The sequence below is a fragment of the Gracilibacillus orientalis genome, assembly GCF_900114645.1.
Lineage (GTDB): Bacteria > Bacillota > Bacilli > Bacillales > Amphibacillaceae > Gracilibacillus > Gracilibacillus orientalis.
Map to the genome: position 1 here is coordinate 37,480 of NZ_FOTR01000014.1, position 18,309 is coordinate 55,788.

At 35.2% G+C, this 18,309-nt stretch carries 19 protein-coding genes; 6 read left to right on the forward strand and 13 right to left on the reverse strand.

All coding sequences use genetic code 11. From position 1 onward, the window contains the following. Positions 1–74: 74 nt before the first annotated feature. The 5 genes from BM121_RS18860 (at position 75) to BM121_RS18880 (ending at position 3,757) form a co-directional block, all read left to right on the forward strand. On the forward strand, positions 75–521 hold the full coding sequence (locus BM121_RS18860; protein WP_091485556.1) for a MarR family winged helix-turn-helix transcriptional regulator: 447 nt from the start codon (positions 75–77) through the stop codon (positions 519–521). A gap of 108 nt (positions 522–629) precedes the next feature. Then, a complete protein-coding gene (locus BM121_RS18865; protein ID WP_091485558.1) occupies positions 630–1,580 on the forward strand; it encodes a ring-cleaving dioxygenase in 951 nt (316 codons plus the stop codon). Position 1,581: 1 nt separating this feature from the next. Next, positions 1,582–2,190 carry a flavin reductase family protein gene (locus tag BM121_RS18870; RefSeq protein WP_091485559.1) on the forward strand — a complete coding sequence of 203 codons (609 nt, stop codon included), beginning with the start codon at positions 1,582–1,584 and terminating at the stop codon, positions 2,188–2,190. A gap of 20 nt (positions 2,191–2,210) precedes the next feature. Beyond that, positions 2,211–3,155 (forward strand): ring-cleaving dioxygenase, encoded by a 945-nt coding sequence (locus BM121_RS18875; RefSeq protein ID WP_091485561.1) that lies wholly within the window; start codon positions 2,211–2,213, stop codon positions 3,153–3,155. Beyond that, positions 3,155–3,757 carry an alpha/beta hydrolase gene (locus tag BM121_RS18880; protein ID WP_091485562.1) on the forward strand — a complete coding sequence of 201 codons (603 nt, stop codon included), beginning with the start codon at positions 3,155–3,157 and terminating at the stop codon, positions 3,755–3,757. Before BM121_RS18875 ends, BM121_RS18880 begins: the two co-directional genes overlap by 1 nt. Positions 3,758–4,040: 283 nt before the next feature. Here the strand turns inward: BM121_RS18880 and BM121_RS18890 are convergent, their stop codons facing one another. From BM121_RS18890 to BM121_RS18910, 5 genes are all read right to left on the reverse strand, one after another. Further along, positions 4,041–4,481 (reverse strand): NUDIX hydrolase, encoded by a 441-nt coding sequence (locus tag BM121_RS18890; RefSeq protein WP_091485566.1) that lies wholly within the window; start codon positions 4,479–4,481, stop codon positions 4,041–4,043. Between the two features lie 88 nt (positions 4,482–4,569). After that, positions 4,570–5,133 carry a histidine phosphatase family protein gene (locus tag BM121_RS18895; protein ID WP_091485568.1) on the reverse strand — a complete coding sequence of 188 codons (564 nt, stop codon included), beginning with the start codon at positions 5,131–5,133 and terminating at the stop codon, positions 4,570–4,572. Between the two features lie 22 nt (positions 5,134–5,155). Further along, positions 5,156–6,139, reverse strand: coding sequence for a ketoacyl-ACP synthase III (locus BM121_RS18900; protein WP_091485569.1), 984 nt, complete (start codon positions 6,137–6,139; stop codon positions 5,156–5,158). A 658-nt stretch (positions 6,140–6,797) separates the two neighbouring features. Further along, entirely contained in the window at positions 6,798–7,595 is a 798-nt protein-coding gene (locus tag BM121_RS18905; RefSeq protein ID WP_245780852.1) for an aminoglycoside 6-adenylyltransferase, read from the reverse strand. Positions 7,596–8,020: 425 nt separating this feature from the next. Further along, positions 8,021–8,584: a histidine phosphatase family protein gene (locus tag BM121_RS18910; RefSeq protein WP_245780856.1), complete on the reverse strand. Its 564-nt coding sequence runs from the start codon at positions 8,582–8,584 to the stop codon at positions 8,021–8,023. 316 nt (positions 8,585–8,900) lie between these two features. Here BM121_RS18910 and BM121_RS18915 point away from each other — a divergent pair, with 316 nt between their 5' ends. Further along, positions 8,901–10,052: an AI-2E family transporter gene (locus tag BM121_RS18915; RefSeq protein WP_091485574.1), complete on the forward strand. Its 1,152-nt coding sequence runs from the start codon at positions 8,901–8,903 to the stop codon at positions 10,050–10,052. Positions 10,053–10,100: 48 nt separating this feature from the next. Here the strand turns inward: BM121_RS18915 and BM121_RS18920 are convergent, their stop codons facing one another. The 8 genes from BM121_RS18920 to abc-f form a co-directional block, all read right to left on the reverse strand. After that, a complete protein-coding gene (locus BM121_RS18920) occupies positions 10,101–10,658 on the reverse strand; it encodes an isochorismatase family protein (protein ID WP_091485575.1) in 558 nt (185 codons plus the stop codon). Positions 10,659–10,757: 99 nt separating this feature from the next. After that, positions 10,758–12,329, reverse strand: coding sequence for a cation:proton antiporter domain-containing protein (locus BM121_RS18925; protein ID WP_091485577.1), 1,572 nt, complete (start codon positions 12,327–12,329; stop codon positions 10,758–10,760). Positions 12,330–12,415: 86 nt separating this feature from the next. Beyond that, on the reverse strand, positions 12,416–13,360 hold the full coding sequence (locus BM121_RS18930; protein WP_245780853.1) for a glycoside hydrolase family 43 protein: 945 nt from the start codon (positions 13,358–13,360) through the stop codon (positions 12,416–12,418). A gap of 223 nt (positions 13,361–13,583) precedes the next feature. Continuing rightward, positions 13,584–13,754: a DUF4177 domain-containing protein gene (locus tag BM121_RS22205; RefSeq protein ID WP_175495505.1), complete on the reverse strand. Its 171-nt coding sequence runs from the start codon at positions 13,752–13,754 to the stop codon at positions 13,584–13,586. Positions 13,755–13,803: 49 nt separating this feature from the next. Further along, the gene (locus BM121_RS18935; protein ID WP_091485578.1) at positions 13,804–14,277 is read right to left on the reverse strand and encodes a hypothetical protein; all 474 of its coding nucleotides are present in this window, start codon (positions 14,275–14,277) and stop codon (positions 13,804–13,806) included. 59 nt (positions 14,278–14,336) lie between these two features. Then, positions 14,337–15,359: a DUF2332 domain-containing protein gene (locus tag BM121_RS18940; protein ID WP_091485580.1), complete on the reverse strand. Its 1,023-nt coding sequence runs from the start codon at positions 15,357–15,359 to the stop codon at positions 14,337–14,339. A 422-nt stretch (positions 15,360–15,781) separates the two neighbouring features. Continuing rightward, positions 15,782–16,312, reverse strand: coding sequence for a hypothetical protein (locus tag BM121_RS18945; RefSeq protein WP_245780854.1), 531 nt, complete (start codon positions 16,310–16,312; stop codon positions 15,782–15,784). Next, positions 16,290–18,170 carry a ribosomal protection-like ABC-F family protein gene (gene abc-f, locus BM121_RS18950; protein ID WP_091485582.1) on the reverse strand — a complete coding sequence of 627 codons (1,881 nt, stop codon included), beginning with the start codon at positions 18,168–18,170 and terminating at the stop codon, positions 16,290–16,292. The genes BM121_RS18945 and abc-f overlap by 23 nt, the downstream gene beginning before the upstream one ends. Positions 18,171–18,309 lie beyond the last annotated feature (139 nt).

Consider the following 18,309-nt stretch of genomic DNA (forward strand, 5'->3'; position numbering starts at 1 on the left):
AAAATCCATGTATTGACATAGCTCGTTTATTTTTATATAATTATCTCGAATTCGAGATAAAAAGGAATGATTCTATGAATAACCCCACAAACAGTGATGATCTATCACTAAAACTTTTTGTCGTTCTAACTCGAGCATTAGCTTCGATCAGAAAACGTGTGGAAGAAGATATCAAATGCCTTGGATTGAACCCAACTGAATTTGCCGTACTCGAATTTATTTACAGTAAAGGCGAGCAACCCATTCAGAAGATCGGCCAAAAAGTATTAATAGCAAGCAGCAGCATTACTTATGTTGTTGATAAACTGGAACAGAAACAATTTATTCGAAGAAAACCTTGCCCCAGCGACCGGCGTATCACACACGCAACACTTACTGACAATGGATTGAAATTGATGGACGAGATATTCCCTAAGCATAAAGATGCCATGAATACTATTTTCGACGGATTGGATAACAAGGAAAAAGAAGTAATGATAGAACAATTAAAGAAATTAGGCTATCATGCAGAAAAAATTTAATTTTTTTAATTAGATATCTCGAATTCATACTATCCTATAAAGTTTGAAAAGCTGTAAATAGGTAATAACATGGAAAAAGGACTTATACTTCATTAGGAGTGAATAATAATGAAAAAGCAAACAGCGGGTATTCATCACATCACAGCAATTGTAGGGCATCCACAGGAAAATGTTGATTTTTACGCAGGTGTATTAGGGTTACGTCTGGTTAAAAAAACTGTTAACTTTGATGATCCGGGAACCTATCACCTTTATTTTGGAGATGATGGCGGAAAACCTGGAACGATTATCACATTCTTCCCTTGGGCCAACGCTCAACAAGGAGCAATTGGTGACGGTCAAGTTGGCGTAACATCCTATGTTATACCTGAAGGAACAATGGACTTTTGGGAAAAACGATTAGCTAGATACCATATCCAATACACAAAATCTGAACGTTTTAATGAAGTATACCTTACATTCGACGATCCACATGGCCTTCACATCGAAATGGTAGAACGTGGGGAAGGTGAAAAGAATAATTGGACTTCGGGAGACATCACATCTGATGTGGAAATTAAAGGATTTGGTGGAGCAACATTATTCTCAGCTCAACCAGAAGCAACTGCCGAACTTTTAGAAAATGTATTAGGTCTAGAGCCTGTTGGGAAAGAGGGAGATTTCCAACGCTTCCGTGCACCGGCAGAGATCGGTAATATTATTGACTTAAAAGTGGAAGCAACTGACCGAGGAAGTATGGGAGTTGGAACGGTTCACCATATCGCATGGCGAGCAAAGGATGACCATGAGCAACTAGAATGGCAGCAATTAGTTACAGATAATGGTTATCGTGTCACTCCGGTACAGGACAGAAATTATTTCAATTCGATTTACTTTAGAGAGCACGGAAAAATTTTATTTGAGATTGCGACAGACCTACCAGGCTTTGCTCACGATGAATCCTATGAAATGATGGGTGAAAAACTGATGTTACCGGCACAATACGAATCGCTACGTGACAAATTAGAACAACACTTAATACCACTAACCATAAAAAGCCTTGATGGAAAGGATGAATAATTTGCTAACCATCGATCCTTCACACAACACAGAAAGAGAAAATTACAAATTATTAATCGGCAGTATCATTCCCCGCCCCATTGCGTTTGTTACATCACAATCGGCAGCGGGTGTGGTAAATGGTGCTCCATTCAGTTACTTTAATATCGTATCATCAAAGCCACCAATGATATCGATAGCGATTCAACGTTCAAATAATAAACTAAAGGATACATCCCATAATATTCTTCACTCAAAGGAATTTGTCGTTCATATTGTTGATGAGGAAAATGTAACAAAAATTAATCAAACAGCTGCAAGTCTCCCACCTGACGAGAGTGAAATAGAATTGGCGAATCTACACTTAGTGGACAGCAGTAATATCAACGTACCCGGTATTAAAGAGTCCAAGATTAGGATGGAATGCATGTTAGAACATCACTTAGAATTAGGTGATAACGACACTCCTAGTACAGACCTAATCATAGCAAAAATCATAGCCTTTCATGTTGCTCCGGAAATTTATCATGACGGGAAAATTGATCCAATAAAATTAGCCGCCGTCAGCCGTCTAGCCGGACAAGATTACGCGAAGGTTGGCGATATATTCACGATAGAAAGACCAAAATAATACAGAATGGAGGAGGTAACATGCTAAAAACATCTGGTATCCACCATATAACAGCCATGGTAAACGATGCCCAAAGAACCATCGATTTTTATACAGGTATCCTGGGAATGCGATTAGTGAAAAAAACGATTAATTTTGATCGTCCCGAAGTATACCATCTCTATTTTGGTAATAAGACTGGCGATCCTGGTACAGTGATAACCTTTTTTCCATGGTCAAAGCAATTGAAGGGTCGCATTGGTACAGGACAAGTCGGTGTCACAAGCTATGCAATTCCAAAGGGTGCGATATCTTTTTGGCAAGAGCGTCTAGCAAAATTTAATTTCGATTATCAAACCTCCATTCGCTTTCAGGAACAATATATACAGTTGGAAGATCCTGATGGACTTATCATAGAACTAGTGGAACGTGAAACTGGCGCTCTTAGCGATTCAAAAATCAGCGGTATCAGTTCAGATGTTGCTATAAAAGGATTTGCTGGTGCCATTTTAAACTCTGTGCAACCTAATGAAACAGCGGATACCTTAGAAAATATATTAGGTCTCGAATCTGTTGGACAAGATGAAGAGTATCTACGTTTTCTAGCATCAGGGAACGTAAAACAAACGATTGATATTAAACTAACAGCGTCTGTCAGAGGATTAATGGGTGCAGGAACGGTTCATCATATTGCATGGCGAGCAAAGGATGACCAAGAACATCAAGCATGGAGTGATTTATTGACCCAAAAAAGATTTCACCCTACCGAAATAAAAGATCGGAATTATTTTCATTCAATCTACTTTCATGAAAAAGGTGGCATTCTTTTTGAAATTGCTACAGACCAGCCTGGCTTTACAGTAGATGAAGAATTAGAACACCTTGGTGAGCAATTGAAGTTACCATCCTGGTTGGAAGAAAAACGAACAGAATTAGAAGAGCAACTACCCGATGTTGAGGTACGCATTTTAGAGGAGGATAAATAATGAAACATATTTTTAACAAAGGAAAAGATGCCAGCAAACCTACATTTTTATTACTACATGGTACTGGCGGAACAGAACTAGACTTATTGCCTGTCGCCGGGCAAATCGATGATGAAGCGAATGTCTTAAGCGTAAAAGGTAACGTCTCAGAAAACGGCATGCCCCGCTTCTTTAAAAGACTTGCAGAAGGTGTATTTGATGAAGAAGATCTGATTGAACGCACCAAAGAATTACATGAATTTTTGGATGAAGCGGCAGAAAAATATGAGTTCGATCGCCATAACATGATTGCGATTGGTTATTCTAACGGAGCAAATATCGCAGCAAGCTTGTTATTCCATTATCAGGATTCATTAAAAGATGCGATCCTTCATCATCCAATGGTTCCGAGAAGAGGCATCGAATTACCCAACTTATCTAGCAAAGACATTTTTATCACTGCTGGTACAAATGATCCTATCTGTGCCCCATCTGAAACAGAAGAATTACAATCCTTATTTGAATCAGCCAATGCTGATGTGACGGTTCATTGGGAAAACAGTGGACATCAGTTAACATACAGTGAAGTTGACGCAGCAAAGAAATGGTTAGCTAGTAAATAAGCTGAGGAGCTAGGACAGAAGTACTCGAATGAGGCCAAAACACGAACATCTAGTTGGATGTTCGTGTTTGTTGTTCTGTTCCTTGGAAAAGTATCATTCTTCCTTGGAAAAATGAGTATTTCCAAGGAACAGAACTATAATTCCAAGGAAGCGGTGCACTTTTCCAAGGAAGGGAAAGAGAATTCCAAGGAAGAGGCTACAAGCACAGGAAGTAGAGCATTGATCTGTTCAAATGAGAAAGAGTATTTAATTTATTTTGTGTCCCACCATCTTTTATATTAATTTAGATAAATCCATACACATCAAAAGGCTTGTCATCCTTATAATTCTTAATCGCTCTACTGACATATGGAATCATATTATCTGGCAGCTTATTGAGTGGATACCAAGCTAATTCGTCACATTTGTCAGGCTCCTTATTGACAACATCTCCTCCCCATTTATCAGCTATCAGGAAGAAATCAACCCTTTCCTCTTTTGTTGCCTTTCGATGCATAACACCGACGATGCTTAAATCTTGATAAGAAATAGTAATACCTGCCTCTTCTAATACTTCTCTTTGAGCAGCAACAATCACATCTTCATCACCTTCTAAATGACCAGCAGGAACACTGTAGTTACCATCTTGATAACCTGTATTATATCGTCTAAGTAACAGAATCTGATCATCTTTTAATAGAAAAATATGTACTGCGGGAATTACTTTGAACCTATCTTTTGCCACTATTGATCACCTCTGTTATAGAATATCATGAATCATTTGCAAAAATGCGACCTAAACACGGCATGAATATATTTCCATATCCTGTTTATCATTCTAAAGCTATGTATGTCGTACAATTCCAATGTTTACTATTTGTTTTTCTTTTACCTTTCCATCCCATATTTAATAGTTCTTTTGCTATTAACATATTGAAGAAACCATGGCCAACTAAGCCAACAGAATCATATGTTTCAGCATATTCTATTAATAATTGTGCAGCTGTTCGGGCTCTCTTTTTTGCATGAGTTATCGACTCACAACCTTTTGAATATCCGAACAACCACAAACACCTTAGTAGAAATGCCCATATACTTGGGGACAACTTTATTCCTTTTAGGGAGGATCTAGGCAATTCTGTTTCATGAAAAATTCGATTGTATATAAAATCAAAATTGGCATGCAATAACTTTGCAGACTGAATCGACCTTTTTAAATCACTTGTCACCATCAAATTGGCAGTCTGCACTTTCTTTAGTGTCTCTGAAGGATAAAGATCCGCTCTCAAGACTCCGCTATTATCATACCTTTTCATCCAATCATTAAATTCTGCAGCTGTTAACTGACGATTAGTTATGAATTCCGATTTGCCATGTCTAATGAATGAAATTTCCAAAACACATGCTCCTTTTCACTGGCTACAGTGTCCACTCTATCAGCAATCCTGCGTATGTTAAGCCACCGCCAAAACCATATAATAAGACTTTATCGCCATTATTTAATTTTCCACTTTGTACTCCAATATCTAATGATAACGGTATAGTAGCGGAAGATGTATTCCCATAATCAACTAAACTGTATAATGTCCGTTCAATCGGAAACTGACTTTTTTCACAAATAGCCTCAATCATTCTTAAATTTGCACTGTGAGGAACAAACCAGTCTACTTCAGCCAATTGCATCGATGCCTTTTCTGTTACAGCTTGCATACCTTTTGGTACTGTTTTAACTGCCCACTTATAAACCTCTCTACCATTTTGTACGATCAATCCGTTATCGTTTAAATGTTGATTATGCATTTTGTGTGATAGGTTTGTGCTATATAAGTGTTGACCACTTTCTCCTTCAGAACCCATATGTGCTGAAATAAAACTTGGATGTTCTTCATCGTATTCTACGAGCATGGCACCTCCACCATCACCAAAAAGAACACAAGTCGTTCTATCTGTATAATCCGTTATCTTTGATAAAGTTTCTGCACCAACGACAAGAATTTTTTTATTCAAACCTGATGTTATCAATCCATTTGCTAGATGTAGTCCATATGTGAAACTTGCACAGGCTGCGTTTAAATCAATGGCTCCAGTATTGTTTATCCCTAGTTTTGCCTGAAGATAGGAAGCAACACTAGGCGTTTTGAAGTCAGGGGTAAAGGTGCAAACTATGATTAAATCAACGTCACCCACAGATTTATTGTATCTTTCCATTAAGTTTAGTACAGCATTATAGCTGATATCACTCGTGAATTCTTCTTCATGGGCAATTCTTCGTTCTTTCATGCCTGTACGCTTCATAATCCACTCATCACTTGTATCCACTATCTTCTCTAAATCATGATTGGTCAATCTTCGTTCAGGTACATATGAACCTATTGCCGTAATTCGAGCTTTGGAATTTGTCATCACTCTTCACCTCATTTTTATGTTTGTTTTTATTCTAACACTTAATCTTAGGATCTGGTACTAATTCTGTGCAAAAAAATACCATTTGGTTTTCAAATGGTTAAGAGAGGAAATGATTCAACTTTTAATGCCACATTCGTAAGATAATCTTAATCATTCTGGCCAGATAGTTGAGAACTTTTCTTATACAAGACAAAAGCTGTCCCCTCCGGATTTGAATCGTCAACTGGTGATCCTGCTGGCACTTGACGTTTCATTGCCCTGATAATATCTTTCTAAGAATACGATATCATTACTATTTAGTCATATTTAGGAATCCCAACTACTAGAGAATAATATTAGGGTTGCCACATACTGGCTAGATATGTTTTTACTTCCTATAAAAAATGAGGCGGGAAAATAATATACTGATAACCAAACCTTCAAAAAATCAAAATCCAATACCGTCCTTTCTCGAATGTGGGAGTCTTTCTCATCTAAATACTTCCTGAGCTTGTTACCTCTTACTTGGAATTCCAGTTCGCTTCCTTGGAAAAGTATTTCTGTTCCTTGGATATGCATTTTTCTAAGGAAGAATGATACTTTTCCAAGGAACAATAAACACGAACATCAAACTTGATGCCCGTGCAAATCGAATACTTCTGCCCCAACCTCATTCCTATAATACCAATGCAATTACTCTCTTACACCAATCTTCCCTTTCATCTAAACCAGTCTTTTTACAAAGCTGCTTGTTTAATCGAAAAAATTCAGGTATTATATTGGACATTGTTTTCATAATTTCATTAGAATTTCGACTACAATCCCAACTTTCTAACAATGATAATTGCCACTCTTTCAAATGGCTTCTTTTTCCTTCTAATTTTGTCCAGATGCCGTATGGCCCATCAATTCGTTGCCCCATTTCCATATACCATCCAGAAACGATAAGCCAACGAACCTTATCTAAATTTGCTAAAGCATAATAATTTTCACGTCGCATTACAGCACGATAAGTTTCATGATAAAAAGCAAATACTTTACCTCGCCATATTTCAACCTCATCCATAGTAGGTCTATATTCGATTGCAGCAGATTGTTCCAACACTTTTGTAACCATACCTTGAGGATCGTAAAGTGCCTTAAGTCCGTGTAACCAAACAGAAGGTTGCAACTCACTCGGTTCTTTATAGAATGTATCTACTTTCACAAAACATTCAAAGTGTGTCACTACTATAGGACTGTTTTTAACACCTTCAAAAAATAAAACATTCCCCCATTTTGTAGGGCGTTCAAATTTTCTACGAATAAATTCAGCCTTAGTCTCTGAAGTTACAATAATATGCAAATCAATATCAGAATAATTATCCCGATTTCCTTTTGCTAATGAACCACCTTGATATACGGCTAAAACATTAGAATCATTTGTTAAATCCTCCATTGTATTTTCAAGTAACTTGTCACGATGCTTCGGCAAATGTGAATCTCTTTCTTGAAATTTACTTACAAATCCCACACATTCAAAAGCACTCCTTTCACTTCACTTTTATAAAAAATAGGTTTTTTGTCAATCTAGATTTGATCACCATAACTAAATGCTAACATTAATATATTTTTGGTATCAGTTGAGCATTACAAACTTTCTCGTAAAATTCTATTGATCCTGCTTGATCTATTATCGCATACTCATATTATATGGACTATCTATTTCATCACCATTTATAAATGTCCACCTATTGGAACCACAAGCCCAGGAAGAAATGTACTGTTTTATTTCTTTTGAAGAAATAAAATCTGATTACTATCATTACAAAGAAAAACAACCGCCATTTGTCGAAGTTTCATAAAAACCCCCATACCTTAAATACCTTAAAGTTTGATAGCCTATTAACTTAAGATTATTTAACTCCATAATCTTTCAACTTCTACCAAACTATTTTTATTATCAAAAGTTAATTTATAAATGTCAGGTTTGGATGTACTTTTCCAGAAATCATACCCATAACGCTCATCAAAATAGTTCATGATAATCGTCATAATGTTTCCATGTGTTCCTATCACTATTTTCTTTCCATTGTATACACTTAACAATTGTATAATAGTCGGAATCACACGTTTCTGAGCCTGTATGGTAGATTCTCCACCTTCTAAGCAATATTCTTTATTTTCAAAAGAATGTTCTATTGCTTTTAATAGTTCTTGTTCAGGAAGTTTGTATTCTAGCCCCTTAATCGGTCTTTCTTTTAGTTCTTCATATTCTTTAATGGTTAAACCTTTATGAAGCGCAAGTCCCTGAACAGTATGAACGGCCCTTTTATAAGAACTTGAAACAATTACAGCAATATCTTTTTCCATTAGCAATTCAGTTACTCTATTGGCAGCTATTACCCCTTCTTCAGATAACCCCCGAACTCTCTCTTCTCCTAGCTTAAAAGGTGATTCTGCATGCCGTACCATATATATCATTGTTGCCAACAAGTATCCCTCCCTCAACTCCTGTGTCTCCGATAGGCAAAAATAAGTGTTTTACTAAGTCGCGTTATTTTGCTATTGTGTCCATTTCATATTACGAGTAAAATCTTTTTCTAAATAATACCACATTATTACAGTTCAGTTCATATTTGGTGAGTTTATTTTTTTCTATCGGTATTATTTTTAAACTATATTTTGGCAATATGACAATAAGATGATAATATTTGGTATATAATTATTATTATAACTACTTGTTTAATACTATTATACAAAAAATGTAAAATAGATAATGAAAAGGAGATGCGGAATAATGGAATCATCCAACCGATTCTTTCAGTTTATTGGCGGTAAAAATATATTTTATATATTAGCTTTCTTCATTTTAACCGGGATTACCATATTCATTTATACGAAGATTTCATTTATCTTTTATCCATTGAAGGTTATTTTTTCTACATTAGCTCCACCTGTGATTTTAGCTTTCATTGTTTACTATTTATTGAATCCGGTCGTAGATATTTTGGAACGACTACATATTAAGAGAATATGGGGCATTATCTTACTTATTCTTGGTATTAGTGGGGCATTAACAGGAATTATTCTGTTAACCGCACCAGCTATTGAAGCACAGGTAAAAGAATTAGTAGCGAACTTTCCAAACTATTTAGGTCAGCTCGGAAATGAAATGACGACATGGATTCAAAATTCCTTCTTAGGACCCTATTATGATGAAGGCTATAATTGGTTAATGGAAAGATTGGGAGAGTTTCCGGAAATAATTGGTAATTATATCTCTAGTGGCTTTCAGGGGATACAAAATATTGCGAGTACGATTACGAATACAGTCGTATCTATCATTACCTTTCCATTCATTTTATTTTTCCTATTAAAGGATGGAAAAAAGTTCAAACAATTTACCATAAAAGTATTTCCGCCACGTTTTCGTGATGATATCAGGCAAATCCTGTCTAACATGGATACCCAAGTAGGTTCCTATATCCAAGGTCAAATCATTGTGGCAACTGTTATTGGTATCTTGTTATTTATTGGTTACCTGATTATTGGTCTCGATTATGCATTTACATTAGCAATTGTTGCAGCAATTACGAGTGTTGTCCCTTATTTAGGTCCAACCATCGCCATTATTCCAGCCATTATCATTGCTATTGTCAGTTCACCATTTATGTTATTAAAGCTGGTTATTGTATGGATTGCTGTACAATTTTTAGAAGGTAATTTCGTATCACCTAACGTTATGGGAAGAACCATGAAAGTTCATCCATTAACGATTATTCTTGTTTTGCTCACTGCGGGAAATCTATTCGGTATACTCGGGGTGATTCTTGGTATTCCAGGCTATGCCATTGTAAAGGTAATTGGAGGATATTTGTACTATAAATTCAAGAAGCGATATAACAAGTATTTTGGAGAAGATCGTGGAAACTATGAAATGGAAGAATAATAAAAAGCATCTGTTTTCTTCGGATAGAAAACAGATGCTTTTTAACTGTTAACGGTAGCTATTATGGCTTGGTTTAAACAAATCTTCATTACTATTCCTAACGATCGAAAAATTGTCTACATTATAATGACCGTGAAGGGTTTCATTGTGATGAAGAATGATTTGTTGTGCAGTTAAATGTTTAGATTCAGATGTAGAATGACCATCTCCTACCAGTGTTACATCAAAATGGTTTATTGTTGCCGTCCTAACAGCTGTATCAATACAATGCTCCGTCTTACATCCCATTATTACAAGATGTTCTACGTTGGCATTATTTAAGTTTTCTTTTAAAGGTGTGCCGTAAAATGAATTGGTTGCTGCTTTATCAAATATGAGAGCAGTGGATGGCACTCTTATATCCTTTTGTATCTGAAATCCTGGTCCTTCCCCACTTGCAACATCTAAATCTCTTATAAAAATAATTGGGATATTCTCAGCTAACGCTTTTTGAATTACTGTGTTAATGTTATTGATGATTTTTTCTTTATCAAAAATCCCCTGTTCTTCAGTACTGCCTTCCATTAAGTCTTGTTGAGCATCAATTATCAGTAGAGTTTGTTTCAATATTTCTCCTCCTTTATTTATATCTATTGCAACAATTTATTATACAATTAAGAAGAAAGTGGCTACTACAAGGAAAATAGGTGTTAACACACTCTTCATCTAATCTTCTAAATTGACCAGTTGGTTTGTTATCCGCTCTTGTTCTTTTTCTGCCACTTCACTTGAAATAATTTCTTCTTTAAGCAAATTATCGATGGCTTCGTACTCTATATATAAGGAATGTTTTTGAAGAACGGATTGCTGCTTTTCTTTAAGACCAGGATACTTATCAAAAAGTATTGTTATTTCACTTTGTAAATCTGCAAGCTTTTGTTCATATTGACTTACGATTTCCTTCGATACTGGATCAGTTATAAGTAAATTCTTTTTCACTTTATTTATTTCCATAATAGCCATCTCGAATCGATATCTTTGTGCTATTAGTTCTTCATATTCCTTATTTCCTTCTTCTATTTTATTAACGCCTAAAAAAGTTAATAACGGTTTAATGGAAAGTCCTTGGACGACCAATGAGAACAAGACAACACTAAAAGCTAAAATCAAAATATCCTCGCGCCCCGGAAAATCTCTTGGTAGACTCAAAACTAGAGCAATGGATAAGGAACCTTTTAAACCACCCCAATTGATGGTATGCTTCCATGGAGTTGGAAAATTTTTAATGAATAATAAGCTTGTATATACCGCTACACTTCTCGCAATCAATACTAGGATAATAGCGATAATAATCAATCCCCATTTATCAAGAAAGTGGATTCTTGTAATTTCTAATCCTACCATTAAAAACACGAGAGAATTGGCTAATAATGCCGCTACATCCCAAAAGTTATTAATATTTAACTTTGTCGTTGGACTCATGCCTATTTTTGCTCCATAGTTTCCAAAAATAAGTGCTGCAACAACAACAGCGATGACACCAGAAGCATGGACACTTTCAGCAAGTAAGAAGGAACCGTAAAAAAGGATAATACTAAAAATTATTTCTAAAGGATAATCATCAAAGTATTTCGTTAATAGTGAAAATCCATAACCAAGTGCTCCCCCTATGATTAGACCGAGTGATACGACCGTGATGAATTCCCATATCCCATAGCCTACACCTGCAATCCCCTGTTCGATATAGGATAGTAAATAAAAAGCTGATATATTAAATAGAACAACTGCCAATCCATCATTAAATAAACTTTCCCCTTCAATAACAGTAGCAAGCCTTTTCTTAACGCCGACACTTTTAAAGATTGATAAAACACTTACCGGATCGGTTGCACTCATAAGCGCAGCAAAAACGAAAGCAGTGGGCAGTGAGAAATCAAAAAGCCACATGGCGGAAAAACCGATGATAATAGATGACAAAAAAGTTCCACCAAATGCGAGGGCTAAAATAGGCTCTTTATTTTCCTTCAAATGTGAGAACGGAAGCTTTAATGCAGCTTCTCCTAGTAATGCTGGCAAGAAAAGCGTAATAATGACAAAATTAAAAATTTCCCCTTCTGTTATGAATTCCTTTAGAGGTTCTATAACAGGAATTTTTGCAAGACCAATGATAGCTCCGACAATAACTAGTGCAATTGGGTAAGGTTTATTAAATTTTTTAGCTATAGCCGTAATTCCAGCAGCGATCATAACTAAAATAAGACCAAGCTCAAATATATGATGTAAATCTAAATCATTCAAAACTTCCCACCCCTTTGAGTAAATAAATGCACTTCATATGTTCTCCAACTTTCTAACTGTTAAACCTGCACTACTAGGTTTTAATATTAACTAACTCTTGTTTTTCCATACGCTTGAAACAAAGCATGATACTCATCCATCGTTATTGGCAATACACCACCATGCTTAGAGTTTACAGGAATATCCATATCCTGCTCACTTTTGGTAAAGTGTGCAGTTCTTAAATCCGATGTATAGTAAGGAATATATTTCTTTTCGACCGCATAATGATCCAATAATAAGCACCACCCTGCTTCACTCTTTAATTTAAAACAGGCTGGTCCTTCAACACCAATAATCTCACTTAAATTAGTCTCTATTGGTGTGAACTCTCCCAATAAAGAATCTGAAGCTTCTACGGTAATGCTTTTAACTGTCTCATCCTTTGAAAATCTGTAATATAAGCCATCTTCTTCAATAATAGTCGTGTCAATAATATGATTTTCTCTTTCGATATATAGCTTAGGCTCAGTAAACGTTTTAAAATCCTTGGTTTTTGAGTAATAAATTTTCTGTTTCTCAGCACCAAAGTTCTCTCTAGAGGCCCAGAATACCAGGAAATCATCCGCTTCTTTATCATAAATGGATTCAGGAGCCCACACACAGCCAGCCGTTTCTGGACCAACCTTCACTAACCGCTGTTCTGACCAATTAACCAAATCATCAGACTCCCAAACGCTAATATGCTGGCTTCCAGATCTTTGTACTTCCTCCCAATCCTTGCGATAATGAATTGATAAATCAGTTCCTATTATATAAAATTTATTTTCTTTTGGAGAGCGAATCAGAAATGGATCTCTTACCCCAAATTCACCTAGCTTCGATTTTAATATCGGCTGCTTTTCATTTAACGTTTCCCACTTTAAGCCATCCTTGCTTACTGAAAAGTAAACCTGCTCTAAATCCTCACTACTCACATCTTCATGAATAAAATGGACAAATAAGTATGCTTCGTATTCTATTTGATTTCCGCTTGGGTTAGTCATAGACATTTTTATCTCCTTTCTTTTACTAAATAGAAAAAAGTAATAGACTTAACTTGTTCAAGAAGGTTAAACTTTCTTAGATGTAATTTTCAATAATTTCATCGAACCAACTATCGCTAGTATAAACATACTCAACCAAAACAGGCATCTCCGCTATGTTATAGGAATAGAAAAACAGTAGGATGCTATTTTAATGAAATACTTTCTTCGTTAATGCAGAATTACTATATTAATCAAAAATTATTTCCCTTTTAAAGAAACATAATGTTCCATTGACCCCAGCCAATTCCCATCCATCTCTACCTATAGAGTTTAACTTATCGGTTATGATTGTATTGAAATCGTTATTGACCGTCAATCTAATCTGCATATCTTCAACTTTGTATTCGAATTGTTTCACCTAAAGTCCTCCTATTTAATTGAAGTTCACACTGTATATAGCATTGGCTTTAACGCTTCTGTAAAAGCTCATTTAAAATCTGAATCTTGCTTTGATCTTTATTATTATTTTTAGTTCTTCGGTATCCATCCAGTACAGATCTTCTATACACTTTCAGATACTCTGAAATCGTGAGTGTATAATAAGTTGCTCCATTGTATTCGTTCTTTCTTAAATCATTGTAATCTATATCTGCAAAGCTTTTTAAATCCTCGTAATAAGAAATTCCGATTTTTATATTACCTCTTTTAAACTCATGTTCATGTAAATCTATTAATTCGTATCCTAAACCTTCAAGTGTTTTTTTCAATAGATTCCATTTCTCATTCAAAAAGACTAAAGGAACTAGGATATCAATGTCTTGAGGATCAAATCCCACTCCCGTCGCTTTTTCAAGTCCTAATGAACCATAGCAAACCGGAACAATATCTAATTCATCATTCATCGTTTTAGCAATTTCAATAAATTCATCAAATAAAGCCATTAGTGTTCACCTTTTCCTTCAAATATATAATGTGCTTGAAGTGTATAAAATAGACAACATTATAACTCCCATGAAAACCATCGTCCATGACCTTCAGTCTTAGCAATTTTTTTAGTACACTCTTTTCCGTTTATATAATAATCAAGGTGGAGATCTTTATCTTGCATGTTATTATAAATGTGAAATATTTCTCTGTCTGTTCCAATTGATTTTACTTGTTCAAGCAATCTTTTTTTAACTTCTGAAGGCATTTGGTTAGCAACATGCGTATGAAATACACAAATAGAATGATCTTTTGGAATTTGTTTAGACAGTTCTGAAAGTAATGCAACTCCATCTCCTTTAATTAAAGTCAATTGATTTTTTCTAACATAATCCACTGCCTTATTAAATAATTCCCTTCGTTTATGATGATTAGGCCAAATAAGTGCTTGCAGCCAAAGATTATCTTCATCATCCGTTACATCCATTATATTAAGATCTACTCCAACCCTTGATGCAATAGATGGATTTTTTTCTTGTAGAAACGGAGAATTTTCTCCTTTTATCTCTGCAGTTATATGAACACCTGAGTTTTTATCTCCATAAATTTCATTGGTTCCATAGGAATAACTATACTTATCCCAAAAAAGCTGTAAACCTGCGCTTGTTCCTATTTCTATCAAAGCTAAAGGCTTCTGTACGATATTAGAAATATAACAAAAAGTCGGGTACAGATATGAGCAACGCCCAACTTCATTGGTCTGTACTATTTTATTTTTTAATATTGGAATAATTTCATCCTTGAACTGATAACAAAAATCCTTAAAATAATCGAATGACTCTTCTATATTTCTTGGATTTTCAACTAAACTTGGATAGAATTTTTTAAGTTTATGATCCTTACCGTTTAACAACAAGTAATGAACAGCACCAAGAAGTAAATTGGGGATAGGCTGGCTTTCCCTTGTCTGCATTGTTAATTCTATTAGATTCTTATCTTTAGAAATCTCAATAGATAAATGTTCATACAATTGACTAGAACCTTTGCATTCTTTAATTGCGAAACTTTTAAATCTTTCAGACAAATGGTTAATATTCATAGTTTCCCCCATAATTTTTATGGTTTTATTGTTTCACAGTCGCTAGTATCTAATATGATCTTATTAACATTTTAACATATAATTCCATTATTGTTTTCAATATAATAAGAGGATCACCGATATTGTAACGGTAATTGCTTTATGGAAGTCTAATCATAAGTTTTATTCCTCGAATGTATTGGGTTAAGTGGTTTGGTAGCGATATCCCATTTTTTATAGAAATGTTTCTATTAGCAGAAATTCAAATTCTTCTTACCGCCTTTTCTGGTATTCTGTTAGCTCGGTCTTTTAACGGAAAATAAAATTAAAGTTATTGAACGGGTGGCTTTAGTTGAGCAACAATATAAATGAAACAAAGAAAAATGCTTGGATATATAACTCATCCAAGCGTTTTTGTGTCTAATCAAGCAAGGCTGTTTACTTTAATGATACCTAAACCAAACAAACCACTCATTATCTTTACTTTTAGCTAAAAAGATTTGGCCTTCTAAAGCACTAGCACTTATTCCTTCCCATTTAGGAAAGTACAATCTCACTAACCATGATTTATCCGCAATTTCTTCCCCGCAAAAATTCTTAGCCATTTCATAATAAGCTTCATCTTTTTCTTTGCCAACTGTTTTTGGAAAAGGAAGAGCAGTTATTACCTCCCATTCAGAGTATAATTCTCCGTACTCACCTTCTGCATAGATATCAGGAACAATCACCTTTAGTGCTTTTAGTAGTTCATCCTTATCTTCCATAGTTGTGTTTTCAAATGTTTTCAACTTCGGACATTCAACATCCGGTTGTGCATAAATTTGACTAGGCACCAAGATGAATATAAGTAGAGATATCAGTACCCCAGTTTTTTTCATAACCTTCACCTCTGTACTAGTTTCCCGATATTCTCTTTCGATATTCAATTCATCTGGTTTATTAATATTGATATTACTCTTCCTCCAACTGATCACACAGCTCTTCCCATTTGTGCTCCAAGTCCTCTTTTTCTTGATATAACTGTTGTAATAACGCCAAATCTTTCATATTCAGCATTTTTTGATCCAACTCTATAATGTGTTCCTCTAATAAAGCTAATTCTTTCTCCAAGTTTTTATTTCCCACACGTTTGCTAATGAATGATGGTTCCTTTTGTACCGGAGTTTTTTTCTTTTTCTCAACACGTTCCGGAACTGCCTTATCCCTTAATTCAGCCATTTTATCTTTAGCCCAATTATAGTTTCCCTCAAAGCAATAGAGCTTCTTTGCTTCGATCCAATAAATCTTGCTAAATAGCTTGTTAAGGAAATACCGGTCATGGGATACAGCTAATATGGTACCTTGGAAATCGTCAAGAGCTTCTTCCAACACTTCTCTTGATTCAATATCTAAATGGTTCGTAGGTTCATCCAAGATAAGCAAATTAAAGTCCTGGTACATCATTTGCGCTAGCCTTAAACGCATCCTTTCTCCGCCGCTGAGCTGTGTAATCTTTTTAAAAACAGCATATCCGTAAAACATAAACCTTGCTAAAATATGCCTCGCTTCTCCTTCTGATACTTTCACCGCATCTCTGAATGTCTCGATAACCGTTTCATCTTTCATATTAAAGAAAATATGCTGAGATAAATATCCAACTTTGACATTACTGCCTAGTCTCACCTCTCCTTTATCTGGGTCCAGTTGTTGAAGGATTAATTTGATTAATGTTGTTTTACCTGTTCCGTTTTCTCCAATAACTGCAACGCGTTCCTGATATGTTACATACATATTTATATCTTTAAATAACAGGTGTTCCTGGAAGCTCTTCGAAACCTCTTTAAGCATAATGACATCATTTCCGCTTCGATCCGATCCGTCCATTTGAAGGTTCATTGTTTTTCGATTTAATGTCGGTAGTTGTAACTTTTCCATCCTTTTTAATGCTCTTTCCATGTTTTTAGCACGCCTATGAAGACCTGCATTCGGTGGATTGGCTCTATTTGCCCAATCTTTTAATCGCTTAATCGCTTCTTTCATCTTTTTTATTTTCTTTTGCTGTTCTTCATAGGCTTGAAATTCTCTTAAAAGTCTTGCTTCTTTTTCTTTAAAAAATCCTGAGAAATTTGTATGATAAGAAGTTATTTCTCCATCTTCCAGATCCATTACCTTATTCACAACCTCATCAAGGAAGTAACGGTCGTGTGAAATAATCAGGACTGTTCCACTATACTCTTGCAGAAAACTTCCAAGCCATTCGACTGCCATTAAATCCAAATGGTTAGTCGGTTCATCTAGCAACAACAAGTCGGGTCGTTGCAGTAACATTAAGCCTAAACCTACCTTTGTTTTTTCACCTCCACTTAATTGGGAGAATGGCTGTTCAAGTAACAATGGAATATTTAAACCGTGTACGATTCCCTCTATTTGTGATTCTATTTCATATCCACCTTTGATTGTGAATTGGTCTTGTAAATTGCCATAATCAACGATTAGTTTTTCCAACTTATCAGCGTTCGTCTCCATACTCATTTCGTTCTCTAATCTTTTCATTTTTTCTTCAATTTGTAGTAATGGGGAAAAGGCTGATTTTAGTACATTCCTCACCGTTGTCTGATCATGATAATTCGGAATTTGTTCAAGATAACCTATCTTAGCTCCTTTTTTCCAATGGATTTGTCCTGAATCAGGTGTTTCCACACCAGCGAGTAAACGAATTAAAGTCGATTTACCACTACCGTTCGGACCGACTAAACCAACACGGTCTTTTTCCTTTATTTCAAAAGATATATCTTCAAAAATTAAATTTCCTCCGTACATTTTCGCTATTTTGTTTGTGCTGCATACGATCATTATTCATTCCTCCTAAAAAATAAGTACAAAAAAAGCTATAAGAAGACACATCTTCCCATAGCTTCCAATTGGACTAGTAATAGAACTTCATCTGAAAAATCCAGTTCTATATGCACTAAAAAAGAAGAGCACGAAAAAT